Source organism: Streptomyces sp. OR43 (assembly GCF_008042275.1).
Lineage (GTDB): Bacteria > Actinomycetota > Actinomycetes > Streptomycetales > Streptomycetaceae > Streptomyces.
The window spans coordinates 1,016,490-1,042,472 of record NZ_RDBK01000043.1; the positions used below are offsets into that span (position 1 = coordinate 1,016,490).

Here is a 25,983-nt window from a genome sequence, read left to right on the forward strand (position 1 = left end):
GAGAAGCGAAACAGGTCGGCACAACAATCAAACCGCACGTACGATCGTGCTAATATCTGCTCAGTCAACACTTCCCCTGGAGGTCGGCATGGCGCTCCTCCCGCATCCGCCTTCCCGCACGGGCGAGCCGGAAGCGATCGACACGTACCCCGGCCCGAACCAGTGGATCAAGGACCACCTCGACGGCCTGATCGATGCGCAACTCCTGGCGCACCACCCCACGCCACCTGATCCCGCAAGCGCCGAAGGGCTGCGCACGGACATCCAGACCCTGGACCGAACGGCAGTACTGGAGACCCTGCGCGTCCTGGAGCAGGCAGCCCCCGAGGACTGGGACCGACCCACCCCGTGCGCCGGCTGGACGCTGCGTCAGCTGGTGGCCCACATGACGGCCCAGCACCGCGGCTTCGCGGCCGCCGCCGCAGGAGACGGGGCCGATGCAGCCGTGTGGCGGCCCGGCACACTCGGCGACGATCCACTGAAGACCTACCGCGCCGCGGCCGAATCGGCCCTCTCGGCCTTCGCCGGACAGGGCGTACTCACCCGGGAGTTCACCCTCCCGGAGATCAGCGACACGCGACGCTTCCGCGCCGAGGTCGCGATCGGATTCCACTTCCTCGACCACGTGGTCCACGGCTGGGATCTGGCCCGCACCATCGGCGTGAACCTCGACCTGGACGAGGAAACCGCCGAGGCCGCACTGGCGATCGCCCTGCGCGTGCCGGACGACGAACGAAGGCTCGCCCCACAAGCAGCGTTCCGCCCGGCTCTGTCCCCGGCCCCCGGCGCGCGCCCACTCGACCTGATCCTGACCACGCTCGGACGCGCGCCCGACTGGCCCGCCACGACCCCGTGACCCGCCCCCCGCCCACTTCCGGAAGCCCGCACTCCCTCTACGGACGCCACGCCCCGAGCCCTCGGCAGCGCCCGATGACAACGGGGGCGACCTCCGCATTCCTCATCCGCTAGGCTGTCAGCGGTCAGTCGACCTTGAGTGCGCCTGCCCGGGAGCGCGTCCCACGGGACCCCTGCCCAGGCACCGCCGCAAGGGAGCATGACCAGGGCGCTCGCCTCACTCCGCCGGCACCCCTTACCGGGGCTTCGGCAGGTTTTCGGCAAGCCCCGCCTTCGTAGCTCAGGGGATAGAGCACCGCTCTCCTAAAGCGGGTGTCGCAGGTTCGAATCCTGCCGGGGGCACCAGGCAAAAGGCCCCGGACCGATCATGGTCCGGGGCCTTTTGACGGCACCATTTGACGGCAGTCGCGTCTCAGGCGTCCGGCAGACGTCGCTTGAGTAGGCGGTCCATGTGGCTGATCGCCTCCCGCTGGGTGTCCTGGACGACGTGGGTATAGACGTCCATCGTGATGCTGATCTGGCTGTGGCCGAGGATCTCCATGATGACCCTCGGAGCGACGCCGGCCGCGGTGAGCAGCGTGGCGCAGCCGTGCCGGGCATCGTGCAGCCGGACCACCCGGAGATCGGCGCCAGCAGCGACCCGGGTGAAGGACCGGTAGACGTTGCGCGGCTCCACCGGCCGGCCGTTCCTTGTGGCGAAGATGTATCCACCCTCGGACCAGGCAACACCGGTCGCCGCGAACATCTCCCGCTGCCGCAGCCGGTGCCAGCGCAGCGGTGCGATGCAGAGCGCGGGCATCGGGACGACCCTGCGGCGCCGGCTCTTGGGGTCGTCGTCGTAGAGCACTCCTCTGCGCCGCTGGGTCTGGTGGCGGACGTGGAGCACTCGGTTGTCGAGGTCCACGTCCGACCAGCGCAGACCCACGAGCTCACCGCGCCGGAGACCCATGCAGATGGCCAGCACAAACGCCGCATAGAGCGGGTCGCGGCGCGCGGCCTCCAGGAAGGACAGCGTCTCCTTCAATGACCAGGGGCTGATCTCCCGCTGCTTCACGCGCGGCGACTCGACCAGGGATGCGACGTTCCTCGTAATCAATTCCTCGCGGACCGCAGCCGTGAGCGCGGTTCGCAGCACCCGATGCGCTTCTTTCGCCGTAGCCGAGGTCTGGGCGGCCTGTACTCGGGTGATGAACCGGCGCACGTCGGCGACGCTCAGCGTCTCCAGCCGTTTAGTCCCGAGCATCGGGACCAAGTAGAGACGCACGTGCGCCTCGTACTTATCGAGGGTGCTGAGCTTGCGACGCGGCTGTACATAGTGCTCCAGCCAGTAGGGCAGCCACTCGGAGAGCTTGGCGGAGCGGGTGGGCGTGGGGATGCCCTGCCTGTCACGCAGGACCAGCTCCTGCCGCTTGGTGTCGCATTCCTCCCAGGTGCTGCCGTAGACGGTCTTGCGCTTGCGTGTCCCGTCGGGCTGAGGCACATAGACGCGTGCCTCGTACCGGCCGTCTTTGCGCTGCCAGATGCTGCCGGCGCCGTTCGGGTTCCTCTTTTTCGGTGCCATCAGGCGGCTTCCTCCAACTTGGCTTCCATGAAGGTGCGGAGAGATTCGGCGGGAACGCGACGGGCTCGGCCGATGGTGATGCTCGGCAGCTCCCGCGAGCGAATGAGGTTGTAGACCATGAAGCGGCTGAGCTTGAGCGCGTCCATGACTTCGGGGACTGTGAGCGCGGTATGGGTCGGGGGCAAAGAGGTGGTCACCGAGGCTCCTCAGATCGTCCGAGCGGGTCGGCTAGGGGCCGCGCCTGTCCTAGGTGCGGATTTCTGCGTCACAGCGTCACGAGCGTCACGCGGGCTTGTGACCTGGTGTTTTGCGTGACGCGGGGGTGTGGTCCTGCGTCATCGGTGCGTCACGGGCTGCGTCACGGCGTGACGCAGGTGACGCAGGATGACGCAGAGATTTCCGTCTGCGTCACGCCCGTAGCCGCAGGCCAGGGGCCGTTTTTGCCGTACGCGTGACGCTGTGACGCAGAGCTTCCCTACTTAGGAAAAAAGAAGGGGTGTCTGTAGTAGTGCGGTGGCTGCTCAGAACGTGAATGAGGGGCCGCTGCGCGGCGCGACCCTTGGGCGGCGTTCCGCCGAACAGCAAGAAGAGCACGCCCCTCGGGAGCTGGTGCTCTTCTTGCTTGTCCGGGCGAACGGGCTGCGGGTCAGAACGCTTCGGTCTGCTCGTGCGGGGTTGGTGCGGCCCGGCGGGTCATTTCGAGGTAGCGGCCCTCGCGGGTGCGCCCGGAGTCGATGATGACCCCCCGGGCGGCCAGGGTGGGTTGGAGGCGCTTGAGACGGTCGGAGAGGACTTTCCCGGTGGTCGGCCACCCTTTGGGCAGGGGCCGCAGATCGTCGCCGCTGTAGACGCCGCTGAGGCAGTGCAGCCACTGGGTGGACGTCATCCGCTGCTCGCCGCCCGGTTCAATGCTGTCGGCATGCTGGAGAACGGTCTGCGCGAGGAGATCGCCCTCGATCACGTCGTCGTTGAGGTCGTCCAGGCTGGCCCGGTATGCGTTCAGTGCTCCGAGGCTGGACGTCGCGTCGAACTGCGCGCACAGGTGGGCGAAGTCGGCCATGCGCAGATCGGTGGGCGTCTCCGCCTCGGCCGCGCGGACCTTGACCGTGAGGTCCAGGAGCGAGCCGAGGATGACGGGCAGCGCCTCTTCGAACTCCGCCCAGAGTTCAGCCTCGGTGCGGCGGACGCGGGGGCGCTCCAGGCGCAACGGCAGAAGTCGTTCCGCGAGGTCACCCCGGAGGACGCCCACGTCGATGCCGGTCAGGAGTAGGGGACGCCGGTAGCGGGCCCGGTGGACGTCCCCGTCGGTGAACAGGGCGCGCTTCACAGACTCGGCTCCGGTGACGATGCAGCACATGGCGTCGGCTAGGTCCGGTGTCAGGTGGGAGAGGTTGTCCAGGGCGGTGACCCATCCCGCCGCCACGGCCGCGATCAGGTTCTCCTCATCCTTGGGCGCCCGACGCAGGTCGCCGCTCATGCCCTCGATGATCCGCACGAGCATCCGGCCGGCCGTGGACTTCCCCGCACCCTGCGGCCCGGTGAGGAACGGCGCAGGGACGGGCACCGACGGCCCCAGACAGCCGACCAGCCACGCCATGGCCAGGCACTCGGTCTCCGCGTTGGCGAAGTTCGTCAGCCGGAACAGCAGATCGATGCCCTTGCCGTCGGTGTCTTTGGCCGGCAGCGGGAGTTCCCCGGTGAGCTGGGTGCGCCGCCAGCACACCTCGCGGGGGTCGGGCACGGTGATGTCCCAGCCGGTGGGGTGGATGCGGACGGACTGCCCGTCGCTGCGTCCCAGGTCCAGCCACGTCGCTCCGTCGAATCCGGGGGAAACGCGGATGTGTACGGGCTGGGTGTTCTCGGTCAGTGCCAGAGCCTCGATCAGGTCGAGCGCTTCTTTGAGCGCGGTCCCGTTGAACACGCCGCGCCCGTCCTTGAACAGCCCGACCATGAGTTCCTGCCGGTGGCTACCGGTCGTGCCCTGCGAGCGGATCGGGCGGGCCACGGGGTGGCCGTTCTTCTGCGCGTAGACGGTGCCGTCGGCGGTGCGGAAGTACCGAAAGTGCGCTTGCGCGTAGTCGGTGATGATTTCGCGGGCGGGGTTCTTCTCGTCGTCAGCCATGGTCAGAGTCCCAACCGGGTGAGGGCGTTGGTCCATGCGTCGGTGCAGTGCCGGGCGGTCTCGCCCTTGGTCTGGGCGGCGGTGAACAGCCGCATGATGTGGGTGTCGGTGAGGCAGCCGCACCGGCCGTGGGCGGACAGCACCGCGAGGAACGTGCGGTAGACGGTCGCGTGGACCGCGCACGGGGCCTCGGTGATGCGCTGCTCTGCCATGGCGATGCCACGGTCCAGATAGGCAGGCACGCGGTGGGGACAGTCCCCGCCACCGGACCGTGCGGGCACGGTGATCGCGTGCGGCGCCGGCCGGGCCGTGGAGGGTTCCTTGACGGCCAGCGCGCGTACGGCGTCCGGGAGTTCGGTCATGGTGCCGGTGCCGGGGCCGAGCCACCGGGCGTAGGACATGGTCGACTTGATGTCGACGTCGGGCCGGACCGCGTTCACGGACCGCATGGTGCCTCGGTAGATCCAGTGCTCGCCCCGGGTCGTGGGCACGGTCCGCGTGGCGGGGAGCGTTTGGCGGGCCCATTCCACGGCCTGGTCGTTGTCGAGGTCGACGACGGTCAGCCCGGCCCCGCCCGGGTGGTAGGCCACGGCCTGCGTCTGCTCCCACACGGGCGCCCACGGGCGGCCGGTGAGAACGGCGGGGGCGGTGGTCGCAGCGGCCCAGGCGTGGCAGACACGCGGGCAGTCGCAGGGCCCGGGCACCTTCATGTTCGGCCGGCCGCCGCACGCGTTGCCCTGGCAACTGCGGCAGTTCCCGAACGGGACCTTCCCCGCCCGCAACGGCAGTACCGGCACGGCGCGTGCGGCCAGGCCGAGGGCGGTCCGCAGGTGGGTGCTCATGCCGCCACCTCCACCCGGCTGTTCCACACTGCGGGTACGGCTCCAAGGAGCTCTGCGTAGGCGTGGTGGGCCTGGCGGGGGACCACGCCGTTTCCGAGGATCCTGAGCTGTTCCTTGCGGGGGATGCCGTCGATGGCGGTGACCCAGCCTTCGGGCAGGCCCATGAGCCATTCCGTGAAGGTGGGGGAAAGGCGGCGGTTGCCGCGGGTGCCGGGCTCGGTGGGGCAGGGCGCGGGCCGCCCGGTGATGTGTTCCCAGCGGCGGATCGCGGGTCCGTAGTCGGTGCCGTCGGACGCGATCCACGCGGGATCGAGCCGGACGGGGCCGACGGGTTGCGGGTTCACGCCGGCGAGGAGGTTGACGGCCACTTCGTTGAGCGGCCGGGCGTTCCTGCCGAGCAGGTTCGATGCCCCGGACTTCCAGTCCCGCGCGGCAGGGGTGGGCAGCAAGCTCACTGTTGCGGTGGTGCCGGCAGCCGCGTCACTGCGGTCCGCAGGTTCAGGCCGCCCTTGCGTTTCGGGCTGGTGCCGGGGCCGCCAGTGCCGTCCGAGGTGGTGGGGGTCGGCATCAGCGGGATGGGCAACTGCGAACCAGCGGTCCCGTTCGTGCGGAGCGCCGGTTTCGGGGTCACCAGCTCGTAGACATGTCCACCGGATGCCATACCCGATCGCGGCCAGGTCCGCGGCGACGACGTCCAGCCCCCGCGAGCGGAGCGCCGCCACGTTCTCCAGGAAGACGTAGCGCGGTCGAATGACGCCCACAGCCGCAGCGACGTTCTTCCAGACCCTCGACCACTGGCCATTGATCCCATCCTTCCGTCCGGCGTTGCTGATGTTGCGGCACGGGAAACCGGCACTGACCACGTTCGGCCGGCACAGGTCACGGACCTGCTCCCAGTCGGTGCGGGTGATGTCCCCGAGGTTCGGCACCCCAGGGTGATGAGCGGCGAACACCCTGGAGGCGTAGGGGTCGTTCTCGGCATAGGCGGCGACCAAGCCGCCGAGCCCGGCACGTAACGCGGCCTCCAGGCCGCCGTAGCCGGCACACAGCGCCACCATGCGCGGCTGCGCACCGGACGCTCGCCCAATGTCGGTGGGTTGAGTCATGCTGGGTGTCTCCAGTTCTCTGGATTGGTGGAGAGGGCGGCCCCGGACTTTGGCGAGACGGGGGCCGCCCTCGGTCAGTTCTGGGCTGCGGTGCGCAGGAGGGCGATGACCTCGCCCTGTGTGCGGTCGGGCATGTCGTTCCAACGGTGGTAGGCCAAGGTGCACCCGCGGGCGCGAAGGACGGCCTGCATGCGCTGGCCGGCACGGTGGACGGTGGTCTCGTCGCCGATGCCGAGGCGGAAGAGCACGGCCTGTGCGCCGAGGATGCAGCGGCGCCCGGAGCGGGTGCGGTGGCTGTTCTGGGCCCACCCGTACCGCTCGATCACCAGGGCGGTGAGTTCCAGGTGTTCGGCGACGGTCACCGTCCGGGCGGTGGTGTGGCGGCGCCGGACGGCCGGGAAGCGCAGCACCCAGTCCGGCAGGACCCGGAGCATCCGGCCGGGGAGCTCCAGCGCGGGGGCGGTGGCCGGCGCGGTGGTGCCGAGGGCTTCGGCGATGAGTTCCTGGGTGGTCTTGGTGACCAGCGGGTGCGCGGTCGCGGGGGCGCGGGCGGCGAGGTACTGCTCGATGTCGCGCACGAGTTGGGCGGCATCGACGTCGCCCAGCAGCGCCGAAACCGGAGCGGGCTGCGGGGCGGTTGTGGGCTGCTGTGCGGGCCGGTAGATGGTGGTTGCGGGGAGCATGCGGAATCCCGTCCTCTGCTGGGTCAGGGAGGCGGAAGCACCCCCCTCGGGAGGCGCGCGGAGCGGGGTTCAGGGGTGCTGAGCTGCGGTGACTCCCTGCCTCCCTGAACATCATTTGTGCAGGTCAGGTACAGGGAGGCGGGTCAGGGAGGCGGTCAGGGAGTTCTCCCTGCCTCCCTGACCCGCCCGGGGTGCGCTCCCTGTGTTCAGGAGGCGGAAGCGGAACCGTCGCTGTCGCGGTTGGTGAGGGCGCGGGCGATGCGCTCGCGGCCGACGACCATGCGCCCGTCCGACTTGTAGGGCTCGGCCGCCGTGCCGTCCAACACGCGCTTGAGATCGGCGTGCGTCCAGCTCCCGTAGCTGTCGGCGGACAGCACCGACAGCCGCTGCAGCACGTCCTGGGTCAGGACCCGGTTCGTGTCGCCGATGACCGTGGCGATGTCCGCGAGCGGGTCCCGCGTCTCGTCGCGGTCGATGACGTGGAGGGTGGTGACGCCGTCGCGCAGGGCCCGGGCGCGGGCGGTGATCTGCGCGGCCGTGTCGTTGTCGATGAAGTGGGTGCGCACGGTGATGGATGCCTGGCCGGCAGGAATCGCGATGCCATCGGAGGCGACGACCAAGGTGCCCTTGTCCAGGCCGGGACGGAGCAGGTTCGGGGCGGCGCCGCCGTCAACGGCCTTGTCCCCGAGTGCCATGCGGGCCTGCGACTCGGTGCCCAGGGCGAGGGAGGCGCGGGTGTGGGCGCCCTCGCGGACCAGCTTGGGCAGGTTCTGGTCCGTCGGGTCCTGCGTCCCCTGCCACAGCGTCACGTTGACCGCCCGGCCCTGGTTGTGAATCTTTCGCGCGGCCATGAAGTACCGGGAGGTGGCCTTGGACCCGCCGTAGGGGCGCTTCTTCTCGTCCACCTCCGGGCACATGAACGCCACCTGCGCCTCGTCGACCAGCAGCACGAGCGGCGGGAACACGGTCCCGGGCGGGGCCTGGAGGCGGCGTTCCATCTCGGCAACGCCGTCTTCCAGCATCTCGGTTGTGTCGACGACGTGGTCGTCGGTCGGCCCCTGGATCAGCACGGTGGCCAGGCCATCGAACATCGCCCAGTCCCCGGCGCCCTTCAGGTCAGCGATCCGGAACTCGACCGTGCGGTCCAGGGCCAGCCACAGCGCCAATGCGCGAAGTGCTGCGGTCTTGCCCTGGTTGGACAGGCCGGTGATGAGCAGGTGGCGCTGGTAGAGGCTGATGGCGGCCGCGTCGCCGCGCAGGTCCTGGCCCCACGGGGCGCGGCCCTTGGCGTAGTCGGCGGTCAGGGTGTCGTCCGTGGTCAGCGGGGACGGGCCGATCGGCTCATCCAGGGCGCCACTGTCCGCGACCCACAGCCGGACCGTGCGGGCCGCCTGCGGGATGGTGATGAACACCTCGTGCTCATGCCGGGACAGGTTCTCGGCGAGCTTGCGCCGCCGGTTCTGCACCTCGTTCGTCGACACCCCAGAGGGCAGGGTGACGTCGACTTCGACGCCGCATCCGGCGATCCGGATCGGGCCCAGCATGGAGGCGCCGGCGTCACCCATCTCCTTGATGGCGTTGCGCAGCGGGGCGATGCCCAGGTTCCGCAGGGCCAGCACGACGATGGACGGAGTGACCGGCTCACCCTCGCTGGAACGCACGTTGGCGGGCAGGGCCCACTGGGGTGCGGCCTGCTGGTTCTTGCCCACCGCCCACAGACCGAACAGCGCCGCCCACGGTCCCAGGGTCACGAGCGGTCCCCAGGTCACGGTGATGATGAAGATGACCCACCGGACCAGTTCGACCAACGCCATGGTCGGGGCGGCGATGTCGGTGAAGTCCTTGTTCGCGACGGCCAGCATGATGCCGAGAATCAGCAGGCCACCCGCGCCGATCGCGGCGCCGGCCGCGATACCGCGGGCGGCGTCCATGGGGGCAGTGAGCAGGTCCATGCGGCGGCGGTGGCGTTCCTGGCGGAAGCGCTGTCCGCGCTCTTCCCACTCGGCCGCCGCGTCCATGTTCCCCGCGGCTTCCGCCGCACGGAGCAGGCGCTCATAGCGGGAGGCGGTGCGGCCCTCCCATGTGCGGCGGGCCATGATCCGCGTCCCGCCCACGACGTAGAGGCCGTGGCGGGCGGCGGCGCGGCAGGCGGTCTTGGTGTGGTCGTGGGTGGCCACCGTGCGGATACCCCGCGCGGAGCGCACCCACAACGGCACAGACGGCCTTTCAGTGCCCGCCGCTGCTACAGCAGCCGCCGGGACCGGAGAGGGCGCCTCGGGGGCGTTGGTGGGGTTTTTGAAGAGGTTGATGACGTTCTCGGACATGCCGGTGTCTCCCGTCAACTCCCCCGGATCCGGGGGCGGTAGGGGTAAGTGGTGGGGGTGGGWCAGGCTGCGGCGGCGGAGGGCACGACGCGGCGGGCCAGGTGCTCGGCCCCGTACGCCTCGCGCTCTTCCTGCTCCAGGCAGCGGTCGTATTCGCGGCACTGGCGGCGGGACATGCGCTCGATGCCGAGGTTGTTGCGGATACCGGCGATGAGGCGTTCGCGGACGTCCTTGCGGCTGGTCTGCATGGCGTGGACCAGCTCGTGCACGAGCGTGATCGCGAACGTCGCCTCGTTCGGGTGCTGGTCGACGTTGATGGCGATGAGGACCCCGCCGTCGGCGAGCGGGATCGAACGGCCGGCCGTGTCGCGGGCCTCCCGCTTCGCGGCCCGCAGCGCGCGGGCCTGGACCCGCTTATCGGTGCAGTCGGCGGTGGCGAACTCGGCGGCGGTGGTCACGTCGGCCAGGTGGCGTTCCGAGGTGAGGACGACCTGCACGTCGGGCATGCGGCCGGGCACGGCCCGGTCGACGACGCGGACGGCCTCTTCGGCCAGTCGCTGGGCGGTCTTCTGGGTGGCCCGGTAGCCGGGCAGCTTGTGTGTGGTGACGGTCAGCTTCACTACGTCTCGTCTCCGTTCATCGCCGCAGGTCATGCGGCGGAATCGGTGTGCAGGTCGTGGCAGGGCACGCACATGCCGAGCGAGGGCGGGATGCAGTACCCGGCATCGCGGCGGCAGTTCGGGCAGGTGCGGCGGGCCCGCATGGCCTTCGCCAGGGCAGCCGCGCGGCCCGGTGTCATGGGGCGCACGGGCTTGGCGTGGTCGATGCGGTAGAGGTAGGCGACCAGTGGTTCCCGACGGCGGCGCGGGCGGTGGAGGACGGCGGCGACGTCCTGTCCGCCGGGCCGCAACCCCAGCGCCCGCAACTGCCTGCGGGTGGCGTATCCGTCCGGGGCCAGCCGCCACCGGTACTCAGGGAGCGTCGCCATTACGCGACCATGCGTTTCCACGCGCCCCGCAGCCGGACTTCGGATGCGGAGTGGCCGGCCGCCCGGAAGCGGGTGGCCATCTCGCGGTAGGACAGGGCCGGTGTTTCGCTGTGCCGGATCTCGTCGACGAGCGCGTCCAGCGCGTCATCGGTGAGGGCGGGCGCCGCTTCCAGAGCGAGCGCCGGGACAGGCTCCGTGGGGCCCCAGACGGGGAGTTCCCATCGGGGTGTGACGCCGGGCGTGACGGGGGTCGTCACACTGGTCAGAGCCCTGCTGGTGTCCTCCCCGTTGCGTGCTGTCTCCAGCGTCGACCACGCCTGCGAGAGGGTCTGGGCGGTCTTTGCCTGGACGCGTGCGACGCGTGACCCGGCTTCTGTCACGGCCGTCAGCCGGGTCTCCTCGGTCGCGGCCTCGGCCCGCAGCCGGGCACGTGCCACGGCCGCTTCGTCGCGGGCCTCCTGCTGGATCCCCCGGATCGAACCAAGCGCGGTCGGGGTGAGCGCGGTCTGCTCCCACAGCCCGTGCACCAGCCACAAGGCCTTGGCCGCTACCGGCAGCCAGGCCACGGCCAGCCACGCGCCGGCGGACTCCTCGGCCATCAGCGCGTGGGCGACCAGGACGCCGGTCGCGATCAGGCCGAACGCCCAGCCGACCCCGGTGACCACGCGGCTGTGGTCACCCTGCGCGGCCAGGCGACGTTCGTAGGCGAGGGTGGCCAGCCACCCGCCGTCGATCCCGAGACCGACGACCAGAGCGACGGGCCACGGCATCGCCATACCGAGCCACATCATCACCACGGCCAGAGTGAGAACCATGGACACCGCCGTCATCGCGACGGCCGGCAGAACGGTCTTGGCCTTCATACCGCACCGCCCCGCCGTGCAGAGCTGTAGCGCACCCAGCCGATGACCTGCACGAGGACACCGCCCGTTGCCAGCCAGCGCCACAACGGCTCATCCAGCAGGGATGCCAGGCCCGCCGCGGCCAGGGTCAGCGCGATGCCGACGAACACGACGATCAGTGCGCCCCGCTCTGAGGTGATGCTGGCGCTCATGCCGCACCGCCCGTCAGGGGCGAGGTGGCGCGGTTGGTGAGGTCCCGCCGCGCCGCCATGACCCGGTTGTGGGCCCGGCGAACGCGCCGTACGTCCAGCTCGTTCGCCGGGCGGTCGATCGTCATGATCTCCGCGTCCAGCAACTCGACTTCCGCCCGGATGAGCGGCATCTCCAGCTCGATCGCGTCCAGCTCGGCGGCTGACGGCTCGAAGTCGAGCGAGGCGGCCGTAACAAGTGCCTGAAGTGCAGCGATGATCTGCATGGGTCGTTGTCTCCTAGCGTTGGGACGGCCCAACAACAGCGGCCCCGGTGTCCAACCACCGGGGCCGCGCGCCGTCTGCGGGTGAAGCGGGAAAGGGTGTTCCGGCTCCCCTCTGCCCTGCCCGTACGGCCCCGTGAGGTCGGACGGGCGGGGGAGGCAACCGGCCACTCAAGGCCAGGTCAGGCGATGACGCCAGGGGCAGGCCGCCCATGCAGGTCCAGCACGGACGCCGCCCACATACTTCGGCGACTCATCAGGACTCCTCTTTTGTCGCGGTCGGTCAGGATCAAGCACTGCAAGGGGGACCACGTCCCCACTCGCCGGCCGTTGCTCGCGGTCGCCGGGCCACCTCGCCAGTCGGGCCGAAGCCCATTGCGTCCTACCTGGCCTTTAGCGGGATTGCAGCGTCCCCGCCCTCTGCGCAAGATCGGCCGTTGGCCTCTCCTGTCATGCGCCCCACGCGAAGGCAGGGGAATAACGCACAAGCAGGCATACTTGAAGGAGCTGCACCGCTTGCTCAACTTGTTGGTACAAGCTGATGCAGTGATGCTGCACCCACAGACCGTGAGTCGTCAAGCGATCGGGGCCCACATGTACCAACAAGTTGAGCGAGTGCGTCATGATGGGGGCATGAACAAGCAGCCGAAGTACCGCCAGGTCGCCGATGCCCTGCGACGGGAAATCGACAACGGGAAGTACCCGCCAGGGTCGCGGCTGCCTTCCGAGAGCGACCTAACTGCCCGTTTCGACGCATCTCGGAACACGGTGCGGTCGGGCCTGAGCCTGCTGGTCACTCAAGGGCTGATCTCATCCAGCCAGGGACTGGGCTACGAAGTGACGAAGCACGAGGTGTTCAAGCTGAACGCCTCCCGGTTCGAGAACCTGACCTTTCCGCAGAACGGTGATGCCTACAACACAGACGTCACAAACGCGGGCCGGCGACCGAGCCAGACGTTCAGGGTGGAGCTCCAGCCAGCCCCCGCGTACGTCGCCGATCGGCTGCTGGTTGACGCAGGGGCGACGACCGTACTGCGGCACTGCCATCGGTTCGTAGATGACGTGCCATGGTCGACACAGGCCACGCACTACCCCGAGTGGCTTATGAAGCGGGGCCCGCGCCTGACCGAGCCCGGAGATATCGCGGAAGGTACGACCCGCTACCTCGCTGGCATCGGCATTACGCAGATCGGATACTTCGACGAAATCGCGACCAGGATGCCCACGCCGGACGAAGCACGACTGCTGGAGATCGGTGCGGGAGTTCCCGTCCTGCTGTGGACCCGCACGGGCTATTCCGACGAACGCCCGATTCGGTGCACGGTAACGACCTTCCGGGGCGACTTGAACCGAATGAACTACGAGATCGGCGACCTGTCCGCCCGAAGCGAGAACGAGCCCCAGTGAAAATCACCCTTGCCCAGCCGAGCGACCTCCCTAAGCTGCTCGCCTTTCGAGAGGAGGCCGCAGCATGGCTCAAGGACGTCGGGTCTGACCAGTGGAGCCGCCCCTACCCCGCGGACCGACTGCTCGCCACCATCGAGGCCGGAACCGTCTTCATGCTCTGGGACCAAGCGGTAGCGGCCGGGACCATCACGCTATCGACCGAGCCAGAAGACGGGCTTTGGGAGCATCAGGAGCTGGCCGAGTCGTCGATTTTCATAAACAAGCTCACAGTGGCTCGTACCCACGCCGGCAAGAACATCGGCGGTCGGCTGCTCGACTGGGCGGGAGACCGGGCCCACCGGGCAGGGGTGACTTGGCTCCGATTGGATGCCTGGACGACGAATCGCGCACTCCAGCAGTACTACCTGTGCCATGGGTTCCAACACGTGAGGACCGTTACAGAGGGCGATGCCGTCAACGGTGGACCGCGCGTCTCGGGGTGGCTCGCGCAGAGATTGGCGAAGTCGGCGAAACACGGCTTTGTCGACGAGACGAGCGACGGAGAGCGCGGGGTCTAGCTAACAGCGCGGGAGGCGGCAAGCCAAAATAGGCATGGCTTCAACCTGCGGACGCCGCGCCCGCTGAGCACCTAAACGGAGTTCCGGCTATAACATCTCCCGTAGAACGCAGTTACCCAGCGAGAGCCGGAACTCCGAGGATATCACCAAGATCATCCGATGCGCTATCGCTACTCAGGTCCACGGTGTGCGCAAACTTGTTTAGCACTTTCAGTTGCCGCTCGACTTCATCCGAGCGATCCGCCCCCGAGTAAAGTGCAACGAAATCATGGATCGACTGTTGCTTCTCCACTGCCTCGATCCTGTACAGGAGGTCATTGACCGACTGCATCAAAGGCTTTCCGTGGCGCACAAAGCTCACGCGATCCATAAGCGTGACCCTGTCACCCCTGCAGCGGTAGTCGAAACTCACCAACTGTGGAACGTCTCTGACCTTGACTTTGTAGTCCACTCCGCGATCAATCCTGACTCCAGGGGGAAGAGCTAGCCGCTTAAAGGCCCGATCCGCCAGACTCTCCAGAGATGGCGCTGCCTCAAGCTCAGCCGACACCAAAACGGCGAATAGCTCATTAGCCAATTGCCCTGGAGATTTCCTATCCTCACCCTGGCCATCCAGAACCGGACCACGGCGCTCGATCAAATATCTATCCCCGGTTCGCTTTGCGAGCTTCTCAATTCGCTCTTCAAGTGCACCCCGGGAAGCTTCCTTGTGGATGAACTTAACCCAGGCCTTGTACGTCTCTACGCCCTGGATCCGCTTGCTGATCCGTTGCCCATTGATGGATCCGTCCGGGCGCTGACCAAGGAAGTGAGAACCGACGCCATCCTCTGCTGTCACGACAACACCAATATTAATAGGCTCATTGCGGAAGATATCGTCAACGTATTTAACGAGGAACCAACTTCCATTCATGTTTACTCACCTCCAACATCGCCTAGAGTCCAGGCGGAGACTCCGGAGAATTCAGAATTTGATTCACTGATGAATTTTCCGAGATTCCGCTGTCGGTACTGCAGGAAGTCTACGAGTGCAGTCGCGTCAGGGCGAGCCAGCAGACCTGTATCTACACAAGTCCACACTGCCCGATCTAGCTCCTCACGCGCAATCGACTTAGCGCGAGCAATCCATGACTCAAAGTGTTCATCAGTCTTGAGATATGGACCGAATGGGTGATTCTTGACGCGCGTCTCTCGCGACTGACTCAGGGAACCTGCGCCCTCGCCAGGGGGGCACGCCCCGAATAGGGCTTGATCGTGATCAAAGGCCGCGACCCCCAGCGTCGAGAGGTATGCCACGTTCCCGTCGTGCCTGTCACTGTTGGAAATCCACTGGTCAAGGACTATGACTCCGGTCGCCTCCCACGGGCGCTCAGCTCCCAGCAGGTCAAGCTCGGCCGGCGGGGGGCGCGTGCCGTGCTCCCCGAAGCCAATGGAGATAAAACCCCATTCCGATCCAAGCTTGATCAAACTGCCAGGTGGGACCGGCACACCCATAGCCATACCCACTGCCGTCGCCACGTAGTCGTTGACGACGCAGTACGGCGCCTCTGGCGAGGCGGGGCGAGCATAGGCGGCGAGCCGAGCCAGTAGCACGCCACCGGACGAACCTTCGACGAGAGCTCCCAAGTGATCGACTTGGAGCGCTTGATACCCCAAGCCTGTCGTGGGAGGCCGGGCTCTTTTGTTCACATACCCCTCCGGCGTTGGGCTGGTGCCATCTCGCCCCAGGCGAGGCACGACTGCCCAAAGTGGACAGAGTTGCTGATTATCGGTGTAACGGTGGGTGCTGGCAAGCCTGCTGCGGGTGCCCGGCCTGGAACAGCAACTCTTTGTGGCGACTGAGAGTTGACCGAGGGCAGGCCAGTCGTTGCACGGCTGCGTAACATCCATGGAAGCTCCCTCGCTCGCACCAACGAATCACTCCGCCCAGACCCTGTCAGGTGGGTCTGACAATCACCCTCACGCGTACGCCTGGGCGCCTCTCCTGCCGTCGGACAACCCTCGATCACGGTGCCCCTCAGTTGCTGTGCAGTCCGAGCTCGCCCCTAGCCCCCTCAACTGGACTGTCGAAATCTGCGTTCAAGGGCACCCTGCAGAGGGACCCAACAACTCCCTGGGCGTAGATCGGATCCATCCGCGTTCCTCTGGCGTCCGTCTCTTCTCAGCAGGGTGAGCTAGGCCAATAGGCTCATCGCTGACGGCAACAGTTGACGGCAACACCCCCAGACTGCAACGGACTAGGAATGACTGTGCCGTCGACCCGAGGCAGCACAGAAGTCGTAAGGCCGCGGTCTTACGGCTGGACGATCGAACTCCTAAAGCGGGTGTCGCAGGTTCGAATCCTGCCGGGGGCACAAAGCGTTACCGCTCTGACCTGGGGTTTCTCCCCCAGGGAGGGGTCTTACTCGGCCTCGGACTTCTCGTCCGGGGCCGTTTGCGTGAGCGGTGCGTGAGCGGACGGGGAGTTGATCTCCCGGATTTTCCCCAACGGATCAGCACCATCCGGCACGGCTTCCGCGTCGGCAGACTCCGCGTCGTCGGGCTCAGCCTCCGCTTCGGGAACGGTGTTCTCGGGGGTTGCGCGCGCTCGCGGCACGAGCCGGGCCGCAGCCTCTGCGATTGCCAGATCCGCTTCGGGGAGCAGGCTCGTGTACGTGTCCGACGTGATGGTGATCGAGGAGTGACCGAGCATCTCCTGGATGTCCTTCAGGCCGGCACCGGCCGCGTGAGCCAGGGTGGCGGCACCGTGACGGAGGTCGTGGAGCCGGATCGGCGGTAGACCGAGTTCCTCGTGCAGTTCGATGAACCGCCGCGTGACGTTGGCAGGGTGGAGCAGTTCTCCGTTCTCACGGGTGAAGACCCTTCCGGTCTCCACCCAGGCGCTCTCCCACTCCTTGCGGTCCTTGTCCTGCTGGGCACGGTGCCGTGTCAGGGCCTGGACCGTGTCGGAGTCGAGGGCGATGGTGCGCGCTCCGGCGTCCGTCTTCGGATCGTCCTCGTACACCTCCCAGCCGTTCACCACGAGTTGCTTGGCGACCGTGAGGAGCCCGGCGTCCAGGTTCGTGTCGGTCCACCTCTGACCGCACGCCTCGCCTCGCCGAAGTCCGCGGAAGGCGACCAGGTGAAACAGCGCGTACAGCCGGTCCTCGGCTACATGGTCGAGGAAGAGCCCGGTGTGTTCCGGCGTCCAGACCATCACCGGCGAGGGCTTCTCTCCGGTGCGCTTCCAATGGAGGATGCGCTCCTCAGTCCACACAAGCGCCTTGGGGCGCCTGCCGGCCTCCAGCTCGACGTGGGCGGCCGGGTTGAAGGTGATCAGCTGCTGGGCGATCGCCGCGTTCAGCGCTGCCCGCAGTGTGGAGCGAACACGTTGCCGCGTCGCCGGACCGACAATGCGGCGGTAGGGATCCATCTCGGCGATGGCCGCTTTCATCGCCTTACGGCGGGCGCGGGGCTCGCGCCCCTTCCAGGCAATCTGTGCGAGATCCTCGAACGCCTTGCGTCGTGCGGCGTTCCCCTCGGCGATCTCGACGTTGGCCTCGGCTATGGCCTCGAACATCTCCGAGAGGTGAGTGACCCGAAGGCGGTCGAGCCGTACGTGCCCGATGCGCGGCTGAAGGTGGACGCGGATATTGCTCTCGTCGCGGCTGATTGCACTCTGCCGCCCCTTCTTGCCCGCCAGCCAGATGTCCAGCCACTCGCCGACCGTGAGGCGGCTGGTGAGGTCCAGGCCGTGGCTCAGGCGCCGACGGGTCGCCTCGATGTCCGGCAGCGGAGCCTTCTCGTCTGCCACTTTCTCCAGCAACTCGGCGATCTGATCGAGACCTTCGGAGTCGTCGGTGTCGGCAAGGCCGAGAAGGGCGCGTATGTGGTCGAGGTCGGCTTGGGCGGCCTTGAGGCTCTCGTAGCCGGCACGGCTGAAGGATCGGCGGGTTCCGTCGGCTCGGGGTGGGAGCTCCTGGCGTACGGAGTAGGAGCCGTGCTTGCGGCTGGTGAGCTTGGGGCACTTCTTGCCGAGCGGCTTGCCGGTCTCGGCGTCGCGGCAGTAGCAGCGGCGGTGGGTGGATCCCTTCAAGGGCGTTCCTCCGTGGTGGTATCGGGGGCCGATTCGGGCGGGTCGACGTCGTGGAGTGCGGGTGGGAGGTCGGGTGGGGTCGCTCCGTCGTCGAGGAGGTCTCGACGGAGGTGGCGGAGCTTGTACTTGGCCGAGATGGCCTGGTCGGCGTACTCGGTCCGTTTTCGTTCGGCTTCTTCCTGTTGGGCGCGGCTGGTTGCCGTCTTGGCCGCGAACCGTGCCTGCTCCTCTTCGTCAAGCGCTGCTAGGGCGGTGCGTACGAGGCTCGTGTGGGCTTCGAAGTCGGGCACGAGACCCAGGTCGCGCCCGAAGACTTCCTGTTCGCCGGAGAAGCGACGCAGGGCGTCCCAAGTGGGGACGAGGCTCTGGAAGGGGAGCTCCTGGGTCTCCTCGACGTAGCCGACCGGGAAGATCAGGCAGGCGGGGTACGTCTCCAGGGCGGCGGCTAGGACCAAGACGTCCACCAGCGGCAGTCCGGCCCTGCGGCCGGACTCCATGTTGGCGATCACATTGCGCGGGATCGGGTGCCCGAGCTGCTCGCACCGGTCGGCCAGCTCCTGCGCGCTCCACCCCATCTCCTTTCGCCTGCGGCGGACTTCGCCGGCCACGTTTGCCTGAACCCGGTCCACCCACTCCGGGAAGTTGTCCGCTTCATCATCCACACGGCGTTGTGTCATTTAGACACATTAGCTTGTGGATCCTGATTGGTAGCTGCCTGGAGCCGGACGTGATGCCCGCGTTCGCCGACGGCTGTACCGAAAGGCATGGCGCATGCGCGAAAACAGCACGGAGGGGTCGCCGAAGGGGATGAGCCGGGAGGACCTGCTAGCCCTTCCAGTAGCCATTGACCTCGAAACCAGCAACCGCGCCCTTGGGCTCGGGCGGAGCAAGGGCTATGAGCTGGCGAAGCGCGGGGCGTACCCGTGCAAGGTCTTGCGACTGGGCAACGCCTACCGGGTCGTGACCGCGGATCTGCTGGATCTGCTTGGGCTGGCCGCATGAAAAGGCAGCAGGCTAGCAAACCATTCTGCGTTGAGCTGACACAGAATCGCTGGACTGTTGCCGGGTGTGGCCGTACGGTCCGTGTTCCCTCAGGGAACAAAGTGGGCCTCCGGCGATGCAACGCCGGAGGCCCGAGCAACCCCGATCGGCCCTGCAAGAACCAACCCGGCGGCAAGGGCGCGCAAGCCCACCACCGCCAGACGAGGAGCTGCCCAGTGGAACCAGAGAACCCCAAGGACTATTCCGAGCCCGCCAAGGCGAGCTGGCCCACGACCGCCATCCCTGGTCGGCCAGGTGCCCACCTGGGCGCCGCCCAGCCCGTGGACACCGATCCGGGCCTGACCGGCGGTTCGGCCGCCGATAGCGCCGCTGAGGCGCAGGCGCCGAGCGGGCTGGAGGACGTCCCCGATGCGGAGCCGACGCAGGGCTCCGTGCTGCTGGATGAACTGCACTCGCAGATAGCCCAGTTCGTGATCCCGCCGTCAGCGGAGGCGCTCGATGCGATCGCCTTGTGGGTGGTGGCCACGCACCTGCAGACCGCGTGGCAGCACGCGCCGCGTCTGGCGGTGGTGGGGCCGGAGAAGCGGTGCGGCAAGTCGCGGCTCCTGGACGTGTTGACCGAGACGGTCCATGAGCCGATGCTGACGATCAACACCACGCCGGCGGCGATCTTCCGTTCGATCACCGAGGAGGAGCCGCCGACGCTTTTGGTGGACGAGGCAGACACCATTTTCGGTACGCCGAAGCAGGCGGAGCGGAACGAGGAGACGCGTGGCCTGCTCAACGCCGGTCATCAGCGAGGGCGTTACGTGACTCGGGTCGTCGGTAACGACCACACCCCGCACAAGTTCGCCACCTTCGCCATGGCGGCCATCGCGGGGATCGGCAACCTGCCCGACACGATCATGGACCGGTCGGTCGTGATCCGGATGCGTCGACGGGCCGAAGGGGAGAAGGTGAAGCCCTTCCGCTCCCGCCGTGACATTCCTGCCCTGCACGAACTGCGTGACCGGGTCAACGCGTGGGCCGGTCCGCTTCTGGAGGAGGCGGTCACCGGGGTGCCTTTCGGGGTTCGGCTCGGGGCGTCGGTGCGGTGGGTGCGGGGGAGGTGCGGGACCGTGGTTGTTCTCGGCCCGGGTCAGCCGAGCTTGAGACTGCTGACGAAGAAGCGCTGCGCGGAGAAGAACAGGACGACGGTCGGCAGGGAGACGAGCAGCGCCCCGCCCAGCACGACCGGCGGCCCGACATTGGAGTAGTTGCCCTGGAGCTCCGCGAGCGCGGCCATCACCGGGCGGATGTTGCGGCTGGTGGACAGGGTGATTCCGAAGAGCAGGTCGTTCCAGACGGCGACGAACTGGAAGACGAACGCGGCGACCATCGCGGACCTGGAGAGCGGCACATGGATCTGCCAGAAGACGCGCCACCAGGACGCGCCGTCCAGCCGCGCCGCCTCGATCACCTCACCGGGCAGCGTCTGGGCGAAGTTGCGCATGATGAAGTACGCGAACGGGATCGCCACCGCGACATAGACCAGGAACAGACCGATCTGCGCGTCGTAGAGGCCGGTGCTCGCGTAGGCGAGGAACAGCGGCCGCAGAAAGACCTGGAGAGGCAGCAGCGTGCCCGAGTAGATCAGCCAGAACCACAGGGTCTTGTGCTTCACGGGCATGATCACGGTGGCGAACGCCGCGGTCGTGGCCACCACGATGGCCGCGGCCGAGCTGGTCACCGCGTACAGCAGGCTGTTGCCCATCGCGGGGCCGAGCCTCGCCCGTGTCCACGCCTGCGACATGTTGTCGAACAGGCCGAAGCCCCCGTGCGGCAGCCAGTGCGGGCTGCCACCGTACTCGGCGGCCGGCACCAGGGCGTTGACCACCAGCAGCCAGGTGGGCACGGCCCAGAGAAGTGAGACGAGGACCAGGACCGTGTTACGGACGGCGGTTCCGGCGGAGATGCGGCGGGTGGGCATGCTCAAGCGCCTTTCGGGGTCAGCTGGCGCCGCAGATACAGCCAGGAGGCCAGCAGCACGATGACGGTGAGGACGACGGCGACCGCCGCCCCGGCGCCGGGACGCAGCGCGAGGAACGTCTCCTGGTACATCGAGACCGCGAGCGTCTCGGAGTTGCGGCCGGGACCGCCCTGGGTCAGCACCCAGATGAGGTCGAACGACTTCAGCCCGTTGACCAGGCTGCTGCCGACCACGATGACGGACACGGTCCGCAGCTGGGGCATGACGACGTACCAGAACTTCCGCAGGCCGTCGGCGCCGTCGAGGGACGCCGCCTCCAGGGTCTCCGGAGGGATGGTCTGCAGACCGACCAGAAAGAGGATCACGGCCACGCCGGTGGACTGCCAGGTGTTGGCGACGATCATGACGAGGGTGTTGCCCGGCCATTCGAGGAGCCAGCCCTGGGCGAACGAGCCGAGACCGAGTGCCTGGAGGGCCTGGTTCGCCGCGCCGTCCGTGGTGAGGACGAAGTTCCACACGACGGCCACGGCGGATCCGGAGATCGCGTACGGCAGGACCACGAGGAGGCGCGCCACCCGGGACCATCCGGACTGGTTGGTCATGACCGCGATGCCCAGGCCCAGGACCAGCGGCAGGGCGACCGTGCCGACCACCCACATCAGGGTGTTCTCGATGGACTTCGCGAGAACCGGATCGCTGAGGAACAGCCCGTAGTTGGTGAGCCAGGTGAAGGAGGAGACACGGCCGTCGCCGAAGAAGCTGCGGTACAGCGTCACCGCGAACGGGGTGAGGAGCAGTGCTGCGACGAGCAGGACGGCGGGTGCCAGGAAGCCGGCTCCGGCCAGCCTGTCCTTCAGCCTGCGCGGGGGTGTGCGGACGGGGGGTACGGGCGGCCTCACGGGTGAAGGAGCCGCCGTGGGGCGCCTGTCGACTGCCGATGTCATGATTCGTCCTTGTTCCAGGCGGCCCATTCCTTGGAGGCCCGGCTCGCCATGCTGCGCAGCGTCGCCTCCGCTGACATGGCCTGTGTCATGAAGGCGCCCAGGTCGTCGGTGTTTCCCTGCATGAGGTTGGGCGGCCCGGACTGTCCGTAGCGGGGCAGCTCGGTCCAGTGCTCGCGCAGGGCCCTCTTCCTGAGGCGGGCGAGTACCGGGTTGGAGGTGACCGCCCGCGGGTTGGCCGAGCCGTCCTGGAGGAAGTCGGTCCACACCCGCTGGACCGAGGGGTTCAGCCAGTTGCCCGCGTTGGCCATGGCGGCGTCGTGCGACACGGCCTTCCCGGGCACGGCGAGGACGCCCGCCTCGGTGATCACGGATCGCTTCGTGGAGGAGTCGACCGGAGGCAGGACGAAGGCGTCGAAGCCCTCTCCCGGCTTCATCCCGGCCGCCGCCAGGCCCTGCGACTGCCAGGAACCGTGCAGGAACATGCCGACCTTGCCGGTCTTCAGCGCGGCGGGACCGTTGTTCTGGTCGAAGTCGGCCGGGGTCATCCAGCCCTTCTTCATGAAGTCCTGCCAGATCTGCATGGCCTTGTGCGCCTGCGGATCGGTGTACCGGGCCCGGCCCGCGATCAGGTCGGCGTAGAAGACCGGATCGACCTTGCTGATGAGTTCCTCGAACCACTCGTACGCGGGCCAGTTGCCGCTCTGTGTGGCGACGAACGGGGTGACGCCGGACTTCTTGAGCACCTCCGCGTTGTGAAGCAGCTCTTCCCATGTCTCAGGCGCCCGCAGCCCGTGCTGGTCGAACACCTGCGTGTTGTAGAAGAGCACGTAGTACGACTGGTAGAGCGGCACCCCGTACACGGCCCCCCGGTAGGACATCGCGTCGCGCAGGGATCTGGTCACCCAGCCCTTGCGCTCGTACGCGTCCCAGATCCCGGTCAGGTCGCTGAGGCTGCCGGTGCGCGCGAGTTGCTTGAGGTTGTAGCCCGACTGCCACTTGATCAGGTCCGTCGCCTTGGTCGTCTGCAGGGAGATCTGCGTGACCTGGGTGTAGGCGGTGGGGTTCGGGTTGGACAGCGGGCGCAGCGCGTACCCGGTGAGCTTCTTGAGCTCGCGCCCGGCTGCGACGTATCCCGCGTCCCAGGTCGCGTTGTCGTTGGCCAGTGACGTCGTCCCCGGTATCGAGGCCGTGCTGTCGCCCCGTGCGCAGCCTCCGGCCAGCGCGGCCGCCGCGCCGGCCCCGAGGCCCGCCAGCACGGTGCGCCGGCGGAGCGGGTGAGACGACTGCTCTGTCGTCTCGCCGGTTGATCTCATGGGTTCACTTCCCTCTGGATCCCGGCGGGATCCGTGGCTCTGGGGTGCGGTGCGGAGATCCACCGGATGCGCGTGCGTCGTTCGTCTCCGCGCTCCGGGTTGCCAGGATGTTAACGACACCACGAGATCGAAACAAGGGTTTCTCTTCCAATCCGACAGATCCGCACTTCAGCCCGGTGCTCCACGGGCCATTGCTCGGCACACCTTGTTCGGACTGAATGTTATCGATACCATGCACGTGCTTGCCGGTCCTCGTCCTCAGGAGCATCTGTGCACCAGCCCCGTCCCTACGAACGCAACCCGCGGTACGCCGCCACCGGCGGCACCGTCGTCACCGGCTGGGCAGCCGCCGCGGCGGACCTTCCGACGGCCTCCACCGTCCTCGCCCTCGACGGACCGGCCGCGCTGGACTGGGAAAAGGCCGCCGGTTCCCTCGCCGCCGCCCTGCGCGCCCGGGGTAGCGAGGTCACCCTGTGCGACGTACGGGGGCTCTGGTCGGCGGATGCCGTCGAAAGGCTCTGTGTCCCGGCCGCGGACGCGGACCCGTTCTTCCTGCCCCTCGCCGGGTTCTCCATGAGCGACCTCTTCGAGACGCCCCCCGTCCAGGAACGCCCGCGCGCCGGCGTCCTGCTCGTCTTCGGTCCGGGGGCCGCCCTCGCCGAACCCGACCTGCTCTGGTGGGCCGACCTCCCCAAGCGGTACGCCGAGGAGGCCGTCACCCGGGGAGAACTGCCGCTCGGCGCCAACCTCGGCCGCCCCGGCACCCCCGGTGAGCTGCGCAGCCTCTTCTACACCGACTGGCCCGTCGGCGACCGCCACCGCGACGCCTTCGCCCACCGGGTCGACCGATGGCTCGACCTCCAGGGCGAGCACGGCCCCGCCTCGTTGGACGGCGCCTCCGTGCGGGCCACCCTCGCCGCACTCGCGACCGGCCCCGTCCGCACCCGCCCCTTCTTCAACTCCACACCGTGGGGCGGGCAGTGGGCCGCGCGGGAGCTCGGCTTCGCACCACGGGGCGGCAACACGGCCCTCGGCTACGAACTCATCGCCCCGGAAGCCGGAATCCTGGTCGGCCAGGACGACGCCGCCCAGGTGGAGATCCCCTTCCAGCTGCTCTGCGAACTGCACCCCGAGGAGTTCCTCGGCCCGGACGTCCACCGCCGCTTCGGCACGTCCTTCCCCATCCGGTTCGACTACCTCGACACGGTCGGCGGCGGCAACCTGTCCCTTCACCTGCATCCGCGGGAGCAGTACATGCGGGAGACGTTCGGCTGGCCGTACACCCAGCACGAGACGTACTACGTGACCGCGAGCGAACCCGGTGCACAGGTCTATCTCGGCCTGCGGGACAGTACGGACGTGGACGTCATGCGCAAGGAGGTCGAGGCGGCCGCCGCGGACGGGCTCCCGCTGCGCGTCGAGGACCACGTCATGAGGCACCCGGCGGACGCCGGGCAGCTCTTCATGATCCCGGCCGGCACCCCGCACGCGTCCGGCGAGGGCAACCTGGTCCTGGAGATCAGTGCCACGCCCTACCTCTACTCCCTGCGCTTCTACGACTGGCTGCGCAAGGGCACTTCCGGTGCTCCCCGGCCCCTCTCGTACGCGCACGGTTTCGCCAACCTCGACAGCGCGCGGCGCGGCGACGACGTCCTGAAGGATCTCGTCCAGCAGCCGCGCACCGTGCGCGAGGGCCGGGGCTGGCGCGAGGAGGTCGTCGGCGCGCTGCCCGACATGTTCTACGCGGTGCACCGCTTCGTGATCGAGGGAGCGGAGGCCGCGGAGGACGACACCGCTGGCCGCTTCCACATCCTCAACGTCTCGGCCGGCGACGGCGTCGTCGTGGAGACCGCCGGCGGTCTCCGTCACGACCTCGCCTTCGCCGAGACGCTCACCGTGCCCGCGTCCGTCGGCCCCTACCGGCTGCACCCCGTCGGCAGCCGGCCGGTGCACGTGGTGAAGTCCCTGGTGACGCAGGTATGAGCCACGTTCCCGTGCTGGAGATCGGCGGAACACATGTGACGGCCGCCGTCATCGACACCGAGGCCGGACTGCCCGTGCCCTTCTCGGCCGTACGGCAGCCGGTCCCCGCCGACGCCCCGGCCCCTGAGCTCCTCGACGCGATCGCCGCCGTCGCCGACCGCGTCGAGGTGCCGGCGGCCGCGCACTGGGGCGTGGCGATACCGGGTCCCTTCGACTACGCGGCCGGTGTCGGGCGCTTCCGCGGGATCGGCAAGTTCGAGTCGCTGCACGGTGTGGACGTGGGCGCGGAACTGCTCGGCCGGCTCCCGGGAGCCCCGAGCGCCATCAGCTTCGTCAACGACGCCGACGCGTTCGCCATCGGCGAGTACCGGGCGGGCGCGGCCGCCGGCCGGCGCCGGGCCGTGTGCATCACGCTCGGCACCGGCGTCGGCTCCTCCTTCCTGGACGGTGGGCACCCCGTCGTGGAGGGGCCCGACGTGCCGCCCGGCGGCAGGGCGCACCGGCTCGCCGTCGACGGGCTCCCGCTGGAGGAGGTGGTCTCCCGGCGTGCGATCCGCAGCTTCTACGCCCGGGCCGCCTCGGTGCCCGCCGCCCACCGCCTCCCGGATGTGCACGACATCACCGGCTCGGCCCGCGCCGGTGACGCGCACGCCGTGCGTACGCTCCAGCACTGCTTCGGCGCGCTCGGCCGGGCGCTCGCACCCTGGTGCGAGCGGTTCCGGCCGGACCTCCTGGTTGTCGGAGGGTCGATGGCCGGGTCCTGGGACCTCGTGGGGCCCGCCGTCCGGGCAGGCTTCGAGTCCTGGGCACCCGGGACCGCGCCCCTGACCGTCACGGCCCGGCGCCCTGCCGACGCACCCCTGATCGGGGCCGCTCACTGGGCTCTGCGCAGGTCCGCCGGCGCTCCCCCGGTACGGACCTAGAATGACGGCGTTCGC

At 68.4% G+C, this 25,983-nt stretch carries 24 protein-coding genes, 1 tRNA gene and 1 pseudogene; 8 read left to right on the forward strand and 18 right to left on the reverse strand.

Translation table 11 applies throughout. The features are described from left to right. The first annotated feature begins 88 nt into the window (after positions 1–88). Both EAO72_RS22970 and EAO72_RS22975 read left to right on the forward strand, forming a co-directional pair. Positions 89–856, forward strand: a complete 768-nt coding sequence (locus EAO72_RS22970; RefSeq protein WP_148019167.1) for a TIGR03086 family metal-binding protein — start codon at positions 89–91, stop codon at positions 854–856. 268 nt (positions 857–1,124) lie between these two features. Beyond that, positions 1,125–1,200, forward strand: a tRNA-Arg gene (locus tag EAO72_RS22975). Between the two features lie 67 nt (positions 1,201–1,267). Here EAO72_RS22975 and EAO72_RS22980 read toward each other — a convergent pair. The 12 genes from EAO72_RS22980 to EAO72_RS23035 form a co-directional block, all read right to left on the reverse strand. After that, complete coding sequence (locus EAO72_RS22980; protein WP_187285183.1) at positions 1,268–2,416, reverse strand: tyrosine-type recombinase/integrase; 1,149 nt, start codon at positions 2,414–2,416, stop codon at positions 1,268–1,270. Beyond that, positions 2,416–2,613: a helix-turn-helix domain-containing protein gene (locus EAO72_RS22985; protein WP_148019169.1), complete on the reverse strand. Its 198-nt coding sequence runs from the start codon at positions 2,611–2,613 to the stop codon at positions 2,416–2,418. The genes EAO72_RS22980 and EAO72_RS22985 overlap by 1 nt, the downstream gene beginning before the upstream one ends. A 449-nt stretch (positions 2,614–3,062) precedes the next feature. After that, complete coding sequence (locus EAO72_RS22990; protein WP_148019170.1) at positions 3,063–4,538, reverse strand: ATP-binding protein; 1,476 nt, start codon at positions 4,536–4,538, stop codon at positions 3,063–3,065. Between the two features lie 2 nt (positions 4,539–4,540). Beyond that, complete coding sequence (locus EAO72_RS22995; protein WP_148019171.1) at positions 4,541–5,380, reverse strand: bifunctional DNA primase/polymerase; 840 nt, start codon at positions 5,378–5,380, stop codon at positions 4,541–4,543. Next, complete coding sequence (locus EAO72_RS23000) at positions 5,377–6,486, reverse strand: DNA cytosine methyltransferase (RefSeq protein ID WP_148019172.1); 1,110 nt, start codon at positions 6,484–6,486, stop codon at positions 5,377–5,379. The genes EAO72_RS22995 and EAO72_RS23000 overlap by 4 nt, the downstream gene beginning before the upstream one ends. Positions 6,487–6,560: 74 nt before the next feature. Then, a complete protein-coding gene (locus EAO72_RS23005; protein ID WP_261991607.1) occupies positions 6,561–7,169 on the reverse strand; it encodes a DUF6197 family protein in 609 nt (202 codons plus the stop codon). Between the two features lie 206 nt (positions 7,170–7,375). Then, positions 7,376–9,493 carry an ATP-binding protein gene (locus tag EAO72_RS23010; RefSeq protein ID WP_148019173.1) on the reverse strand — a complete coding sequence of 706 codons (2,118 nt, stop codon included), beginning with the start codon at positions 9,491–9,493 and terminating at the stop codon, positions 7,376–7,378. A gap of 14 nt (positions 9,494–9,507) precedes the next feature. Then, entirely contained in the window at positions 9,508–10,113 is a 606-nt protein-coding gene (locus EAO72_RS23015) for a hypothetical protein (RefSeq protein ID WP_148019174.1), read from the reverse strand. A gap of 29 nt (positions 10,114–10,142) precedes the next feature. Beyond that, on the reverse strand, positions 10,143–10,481 hold the full coding sequence (locus EAO72_RS23020) for an RRQRL motif-containing zinc-binding protein (protein WP_148019175.1): 339 nt from the start codon (positions 10,479–10,481) through the stop codon (positions 10,143–10,145). Further along, positions 10,481–11,344 carry a protein spdB gene (locus EAO72_RS23025; RefSeq protein WP_148019176.1) on the reverse strand — a complete coding sequence of 288 codons (864 nt, stop codon included), beginning with the start codon at positions 11,342–11,344 and terminating at the stop codon, positions 10,481–10,483. The genes EAO72_RS23020 and EAO72_RS23025 overlap by 1 nt, the downstream gene beginning before the upstream one ends. Continuing rightward, the gene (locus EAO72_RS23030) at positions 11,341–11,535 is read right to left on the reverse strand and encodes a hypothetical protein (RefSeq protein ID WP_148019177.1); all 195 of its coding nucleotides are present in this window, start codon (positions 11,533–11,535) and stop codon (positions 11,341–11,343) included. The genes EAO72_RS23025 and EAO72_RS23030 overlap by 4 nt, the downstream gene beginning before the upstream one ends. Next, positions 11,532–11,798 (reverse strand): DUF6284 family protein, encoded by a 267-nt coding sequence (locus tag EAO72_RS23035; protein WP_148019178.1) that lies wholly within the window; start codon positions 11,796–11,798, stop codon positions 11,532–11,534. The genes EAO72_RS23030 and EAO72_RS23035 overlap by 4 nt, the downstream gene beginning before the upstream one ends. 630 nt (positions 11,799–12,428) lie before the next feature. Between EAO72_RS23035 and EAO72_RS23040 the strand changes: the two genes are divergently transcribed. Continuing rightward, positions 12,429–13,202 (forward strand): GntR family transcriptional regulator, encoded by a 774-nt coding sequence (locus EAO72_RS23040; protein WP_148019179.1) that lies wholly within the window; start codon positions 12,429–12,431, stop codon positions 13,200–13,202. Further along, entirely contained in the window at positions 13,199–13,759 is a 561-nt protein-coding gene (locus EAO72_RS23045; RefSeq protein ID WP_148019180.1) for a GNAT family N-acetyltransferase, read from the forward strand. Before EAO72_RS23040 ends, EAO72_RS23045 begins: the two co-directional genes overlap by 4 nt. Positions 13,760–13,871: 112 nt before the next feature. Here EAO72_RS23045 and EAO72_RS23050 read toward each other — a convergent pair whose 3' ends face one another. The 3 genes from EAO72_RS23050 to EAO72_RS23060 all read right to left on the reverse strand — a co-directional run bounded on the left by EAO72_RS23050 (position 13,872) and on the right by EAO72_RS23060 (position 18,511). After that, a complete protein-coding gene (locus EAO72_RS23050) occupies positions 13,872–14,672 on the reverse strand; it encodes a hypothetical protein (protein ID WP_148019181.1) in 801 nt (266 codons plus the stop codon). 1,488 nt (positions 14,673–16,160) lie between these two features. Continuing rightward, positions 16,161–17,834, reverse strand: coding sequence for a site-specific integrase (locus EAO72_RS23055; protein ID WP_148019182.1), 1,674 nt, complete (start codon positions 17,832–17,834; stop codon positions 16,161–16,163). Then, complete coding sequence (locus EAO72_RS23060; protein WP_242436731.1) at positions 17,831–18,511, reverse strand: helix-turn-helix domain-containing protein; 681 nt, start codon at positions 18,509–18,511, stop codon at positions 17,831–17,833. Before EAO72_RS23060 ends, EAO72_RS23055 begins: the two co-directional genes overlap by 4 nt. A gap of 94 nt (positions 18,512–18,605) precedes the next feature. Between EAO72_RS23060 and EAO72_RS23065 the strand changes: the two genes are divergently transcribed. Next, the gene (locus EAO72_RS23065; RefSeq protein ID WP_073736483.1) at positions 18,606–18,836 is read left to right on the forward strand and encodes a hypothetical protein; all 231 of its coding nucleotides are present in this window, start codon (positions 18,606–18,608) and stop codon (positions 18,834–18,836) included. A gap of 215 nt (positions 18,837–19,051) precedes the next feature. Further along, positions 19,052–19,885, forward strand: a pseudogene (locus EAO72_RS23070) (DUF3631 domain-containing protein); the annotation flags it as partial. A gap of 89 nt (positions 19,886–19,974) precedes the next feature. On the opposite strand, the gene EAO72_RS23075 reads toward EAO72_RS23070, so the two are convergent. The 3 genes from EAO72_RS23075 to EAO72_RS23085 are packed head-to-tail and all read right to left on the reverse strand — an operon-like array spanning position 19,975 to position 23,062. Beyond that, positions 19,975–20,805 (reverse strand): carbohydrate ABC transporter permease, encoded by an 831-nt coding sequence (locus tag EAO72_RS23075; RefSeq protein WP_148019183.1) that lies wholly within the window; start codon positions 20,803–20,805, stop codon positions 19,975–19,977. Between the two features lie 2 nt (positions 20,806–20,807). Further along, positions 20,808–21,749: a carbohydrate ABC transporter permease gene (locus tag EAO72_RS23080; protein ID WP_148019184.1), complete on the reverse strand. Its 942-nt coding sequence runs from the start codon at positions 21,747–21,749 to the stop codon at positions 20,808–20,810. Beyond that, positions 21,746–23,062: an ABC transporter substrate-binding protein gene (locus EAO72_RS23085; RefSeq protein ID WP_148019185.1), complete on the reverse strand. Its 1,317-nt coding sequence runs from the start codon at positions 23,060–23,062 to the stop codon at positions 21,746–21,748. Before EAO72_RS23085 ends, EAO72_RS23080 begins: the two co-directional genes overlap by 4 nt. A gap of 270 nt (positions 23,063–23,332) precedes the next feature. On the opposite strand from EAO72_RS23085, the gene EAO72_RS23090 reads away from it, so the two are divergent. Continuing rightward, complete coding sequence (locus EAO72_RS23090) at positions 23,333–25,045, forward strand: class I mannose-6-phosphate isomerase (protein ID WP_148019186.1); 1,713 nt, start codon at positions 23,333–23,335, stop codon at positions 25,043–25,045. Then, complete coding sequence (locus tag EAO72_RS23095) at positions 25,042–25,968, forward strand: ROK family protein (RefSeq protein WP_148019187.1); 927 nt, start codon at positions 25,042–25,044, stop codon at positions 25,966–25,968. The genes EAO72_RS23090 and EAO72_RS23095 overlap by 4 nt, the downstream gene beginning before the upstream one ends. Positions 25,969–25,983 lie beyond the last annotated feature (15 nt).

Bases quoted from the DNA above. Each gene is read 5' to 3' on its own strand.
- EAO72_RS23010 (WP_148019173.1), bottom strand. From the start codon at position 9,493: ATGTCCGAGAACGTCATCAACCTCTTCAAAAACCCCACCAACGCCCCC.
- EAO72_RS23085 (WP_148019185.1), bottom strand. From the start codon at position 23,062: ATGAGATCAACCGGCGAGACGACAGAGCAGTCGTCTCACCCGCTCCGC.
- EAO72_RS23005 (WP_261991607.1), bottom strand. From the start codon at position 7,169: ATGCTCCCCGCAACCACCATCTACCGGCCCGCACAGCAGCCCACAACC.
- EAO72_RS23050 (WP_148019181.1), bottom strand. From the start codon at position 14,672: ATGAATGGAAGTTGGTTCCTCGTTAAATACGTTGACGATATCTTCCGC.
- EAO72_RS22980 (WP_187285183.1), bottom strand. From the start codon at position 2,416: ATGGCACCGAAAAAGAGGAACCCGAACGGCGCCGGCAGCATCTGGCAG.
- EAO72_RS23065 (WP_073736483.1), top strand. From the start codon at position 18,606: ATGCGCGAAAACAGCACGGAGGGGTCGCCGAAGGGGATGAGCCGGGAG.
- EAO72_RS23020 (WP_148019175.1), bottom strand. From the start codon at position 10,481: ATGGCGACGCTCCCTGAGTACCGGTGGCGGCTGGCCCCGGACGGATAC.
- EAO72_RS22990 (WP_148019170.1), bottom strand. From the start codon at position 4,538: ATGGCTGACGACGAGAAGAACCCCGCCCGCGAAATCATCACCGACTAC.
- EAO72_RS23025 (WP_148019176.1), bottom strand. From the start codon at position 11,344: ATGAAGGCCAAGACCGTTCTGCCGGCCGTCGCGATGACGGCGGTGTCC.
- EAO72_RS23035 (WP_148019178.1), bottom strand. From the start codon at position 11,798: ATGCAGATCATCGCTGCACTTCAGGCACTTGTTACGGCCGCCTCGCTC.
- EAO72_RS23030 (WP_148019177.1), bottom strand. From the start codon at position 11,535: ATGAGCGCCAGCATCACCTCAGAGCGGGGCGCACTGATCGTCGTGTTC.
- EAO72_RS23075 (WP_148019183.1), bottom strand. From the start codon at position 20,805: ATGCCCACCCGCCGCATCTCCGCCGGAACCGCCGTCCGTAACACGGTC.
- EAO72_RS23000 (WP_148019172.1), bottom strand. From the start codon at position 6,486: ATGACTCAACCCACCGACATTGGGCGAGCGTCCGGTGCGCAGCCGCGC.
- EAO72_RS23080 (WP_148019184.1), bottom strand. From the start codon at position 21,749: ATGACATCGGCAGTCGACAGGCGCCCCACGGCGGCTCCTTCACCCGTG.
- EAO72_RS23060 (WP_242436731.1), bottom strand. From the start codon at position 18,511: ATGACACAACGCCGTGTGGATGATGAAGCGGACAACTTCCCGGAGTGG.
- EAO72_RS23040 (WP_148019179.1), top strand. From the start codon at position 12,429: ATGAACAAGCAGCCGAAGTACCGCCAGGTCGCCGATGCCCTGCGACGG.
- EAO72_RS22995 (WP_148019171.1), bottom strand. From the start codon at position 5,380: ATGAGCACCCACCTGCGGACCGCCCTCGGCCTGGCCGCACGCGCCGTG.
- EAO72_RS23095 (WP_148019187.1), top strand. From the start codon at position 25,042: ATGAGCCACGTTCCCGTGCTGGAGATCGGCGGAACACATGTGACGGCC.
- EAO72_RS22970 (WP_148019167.1), top strand. From the start codon at position 89: ATGGCGCTCCTCCCGCATCCGCCTTCCCGCACGGGCGAGCCGGAAGCG.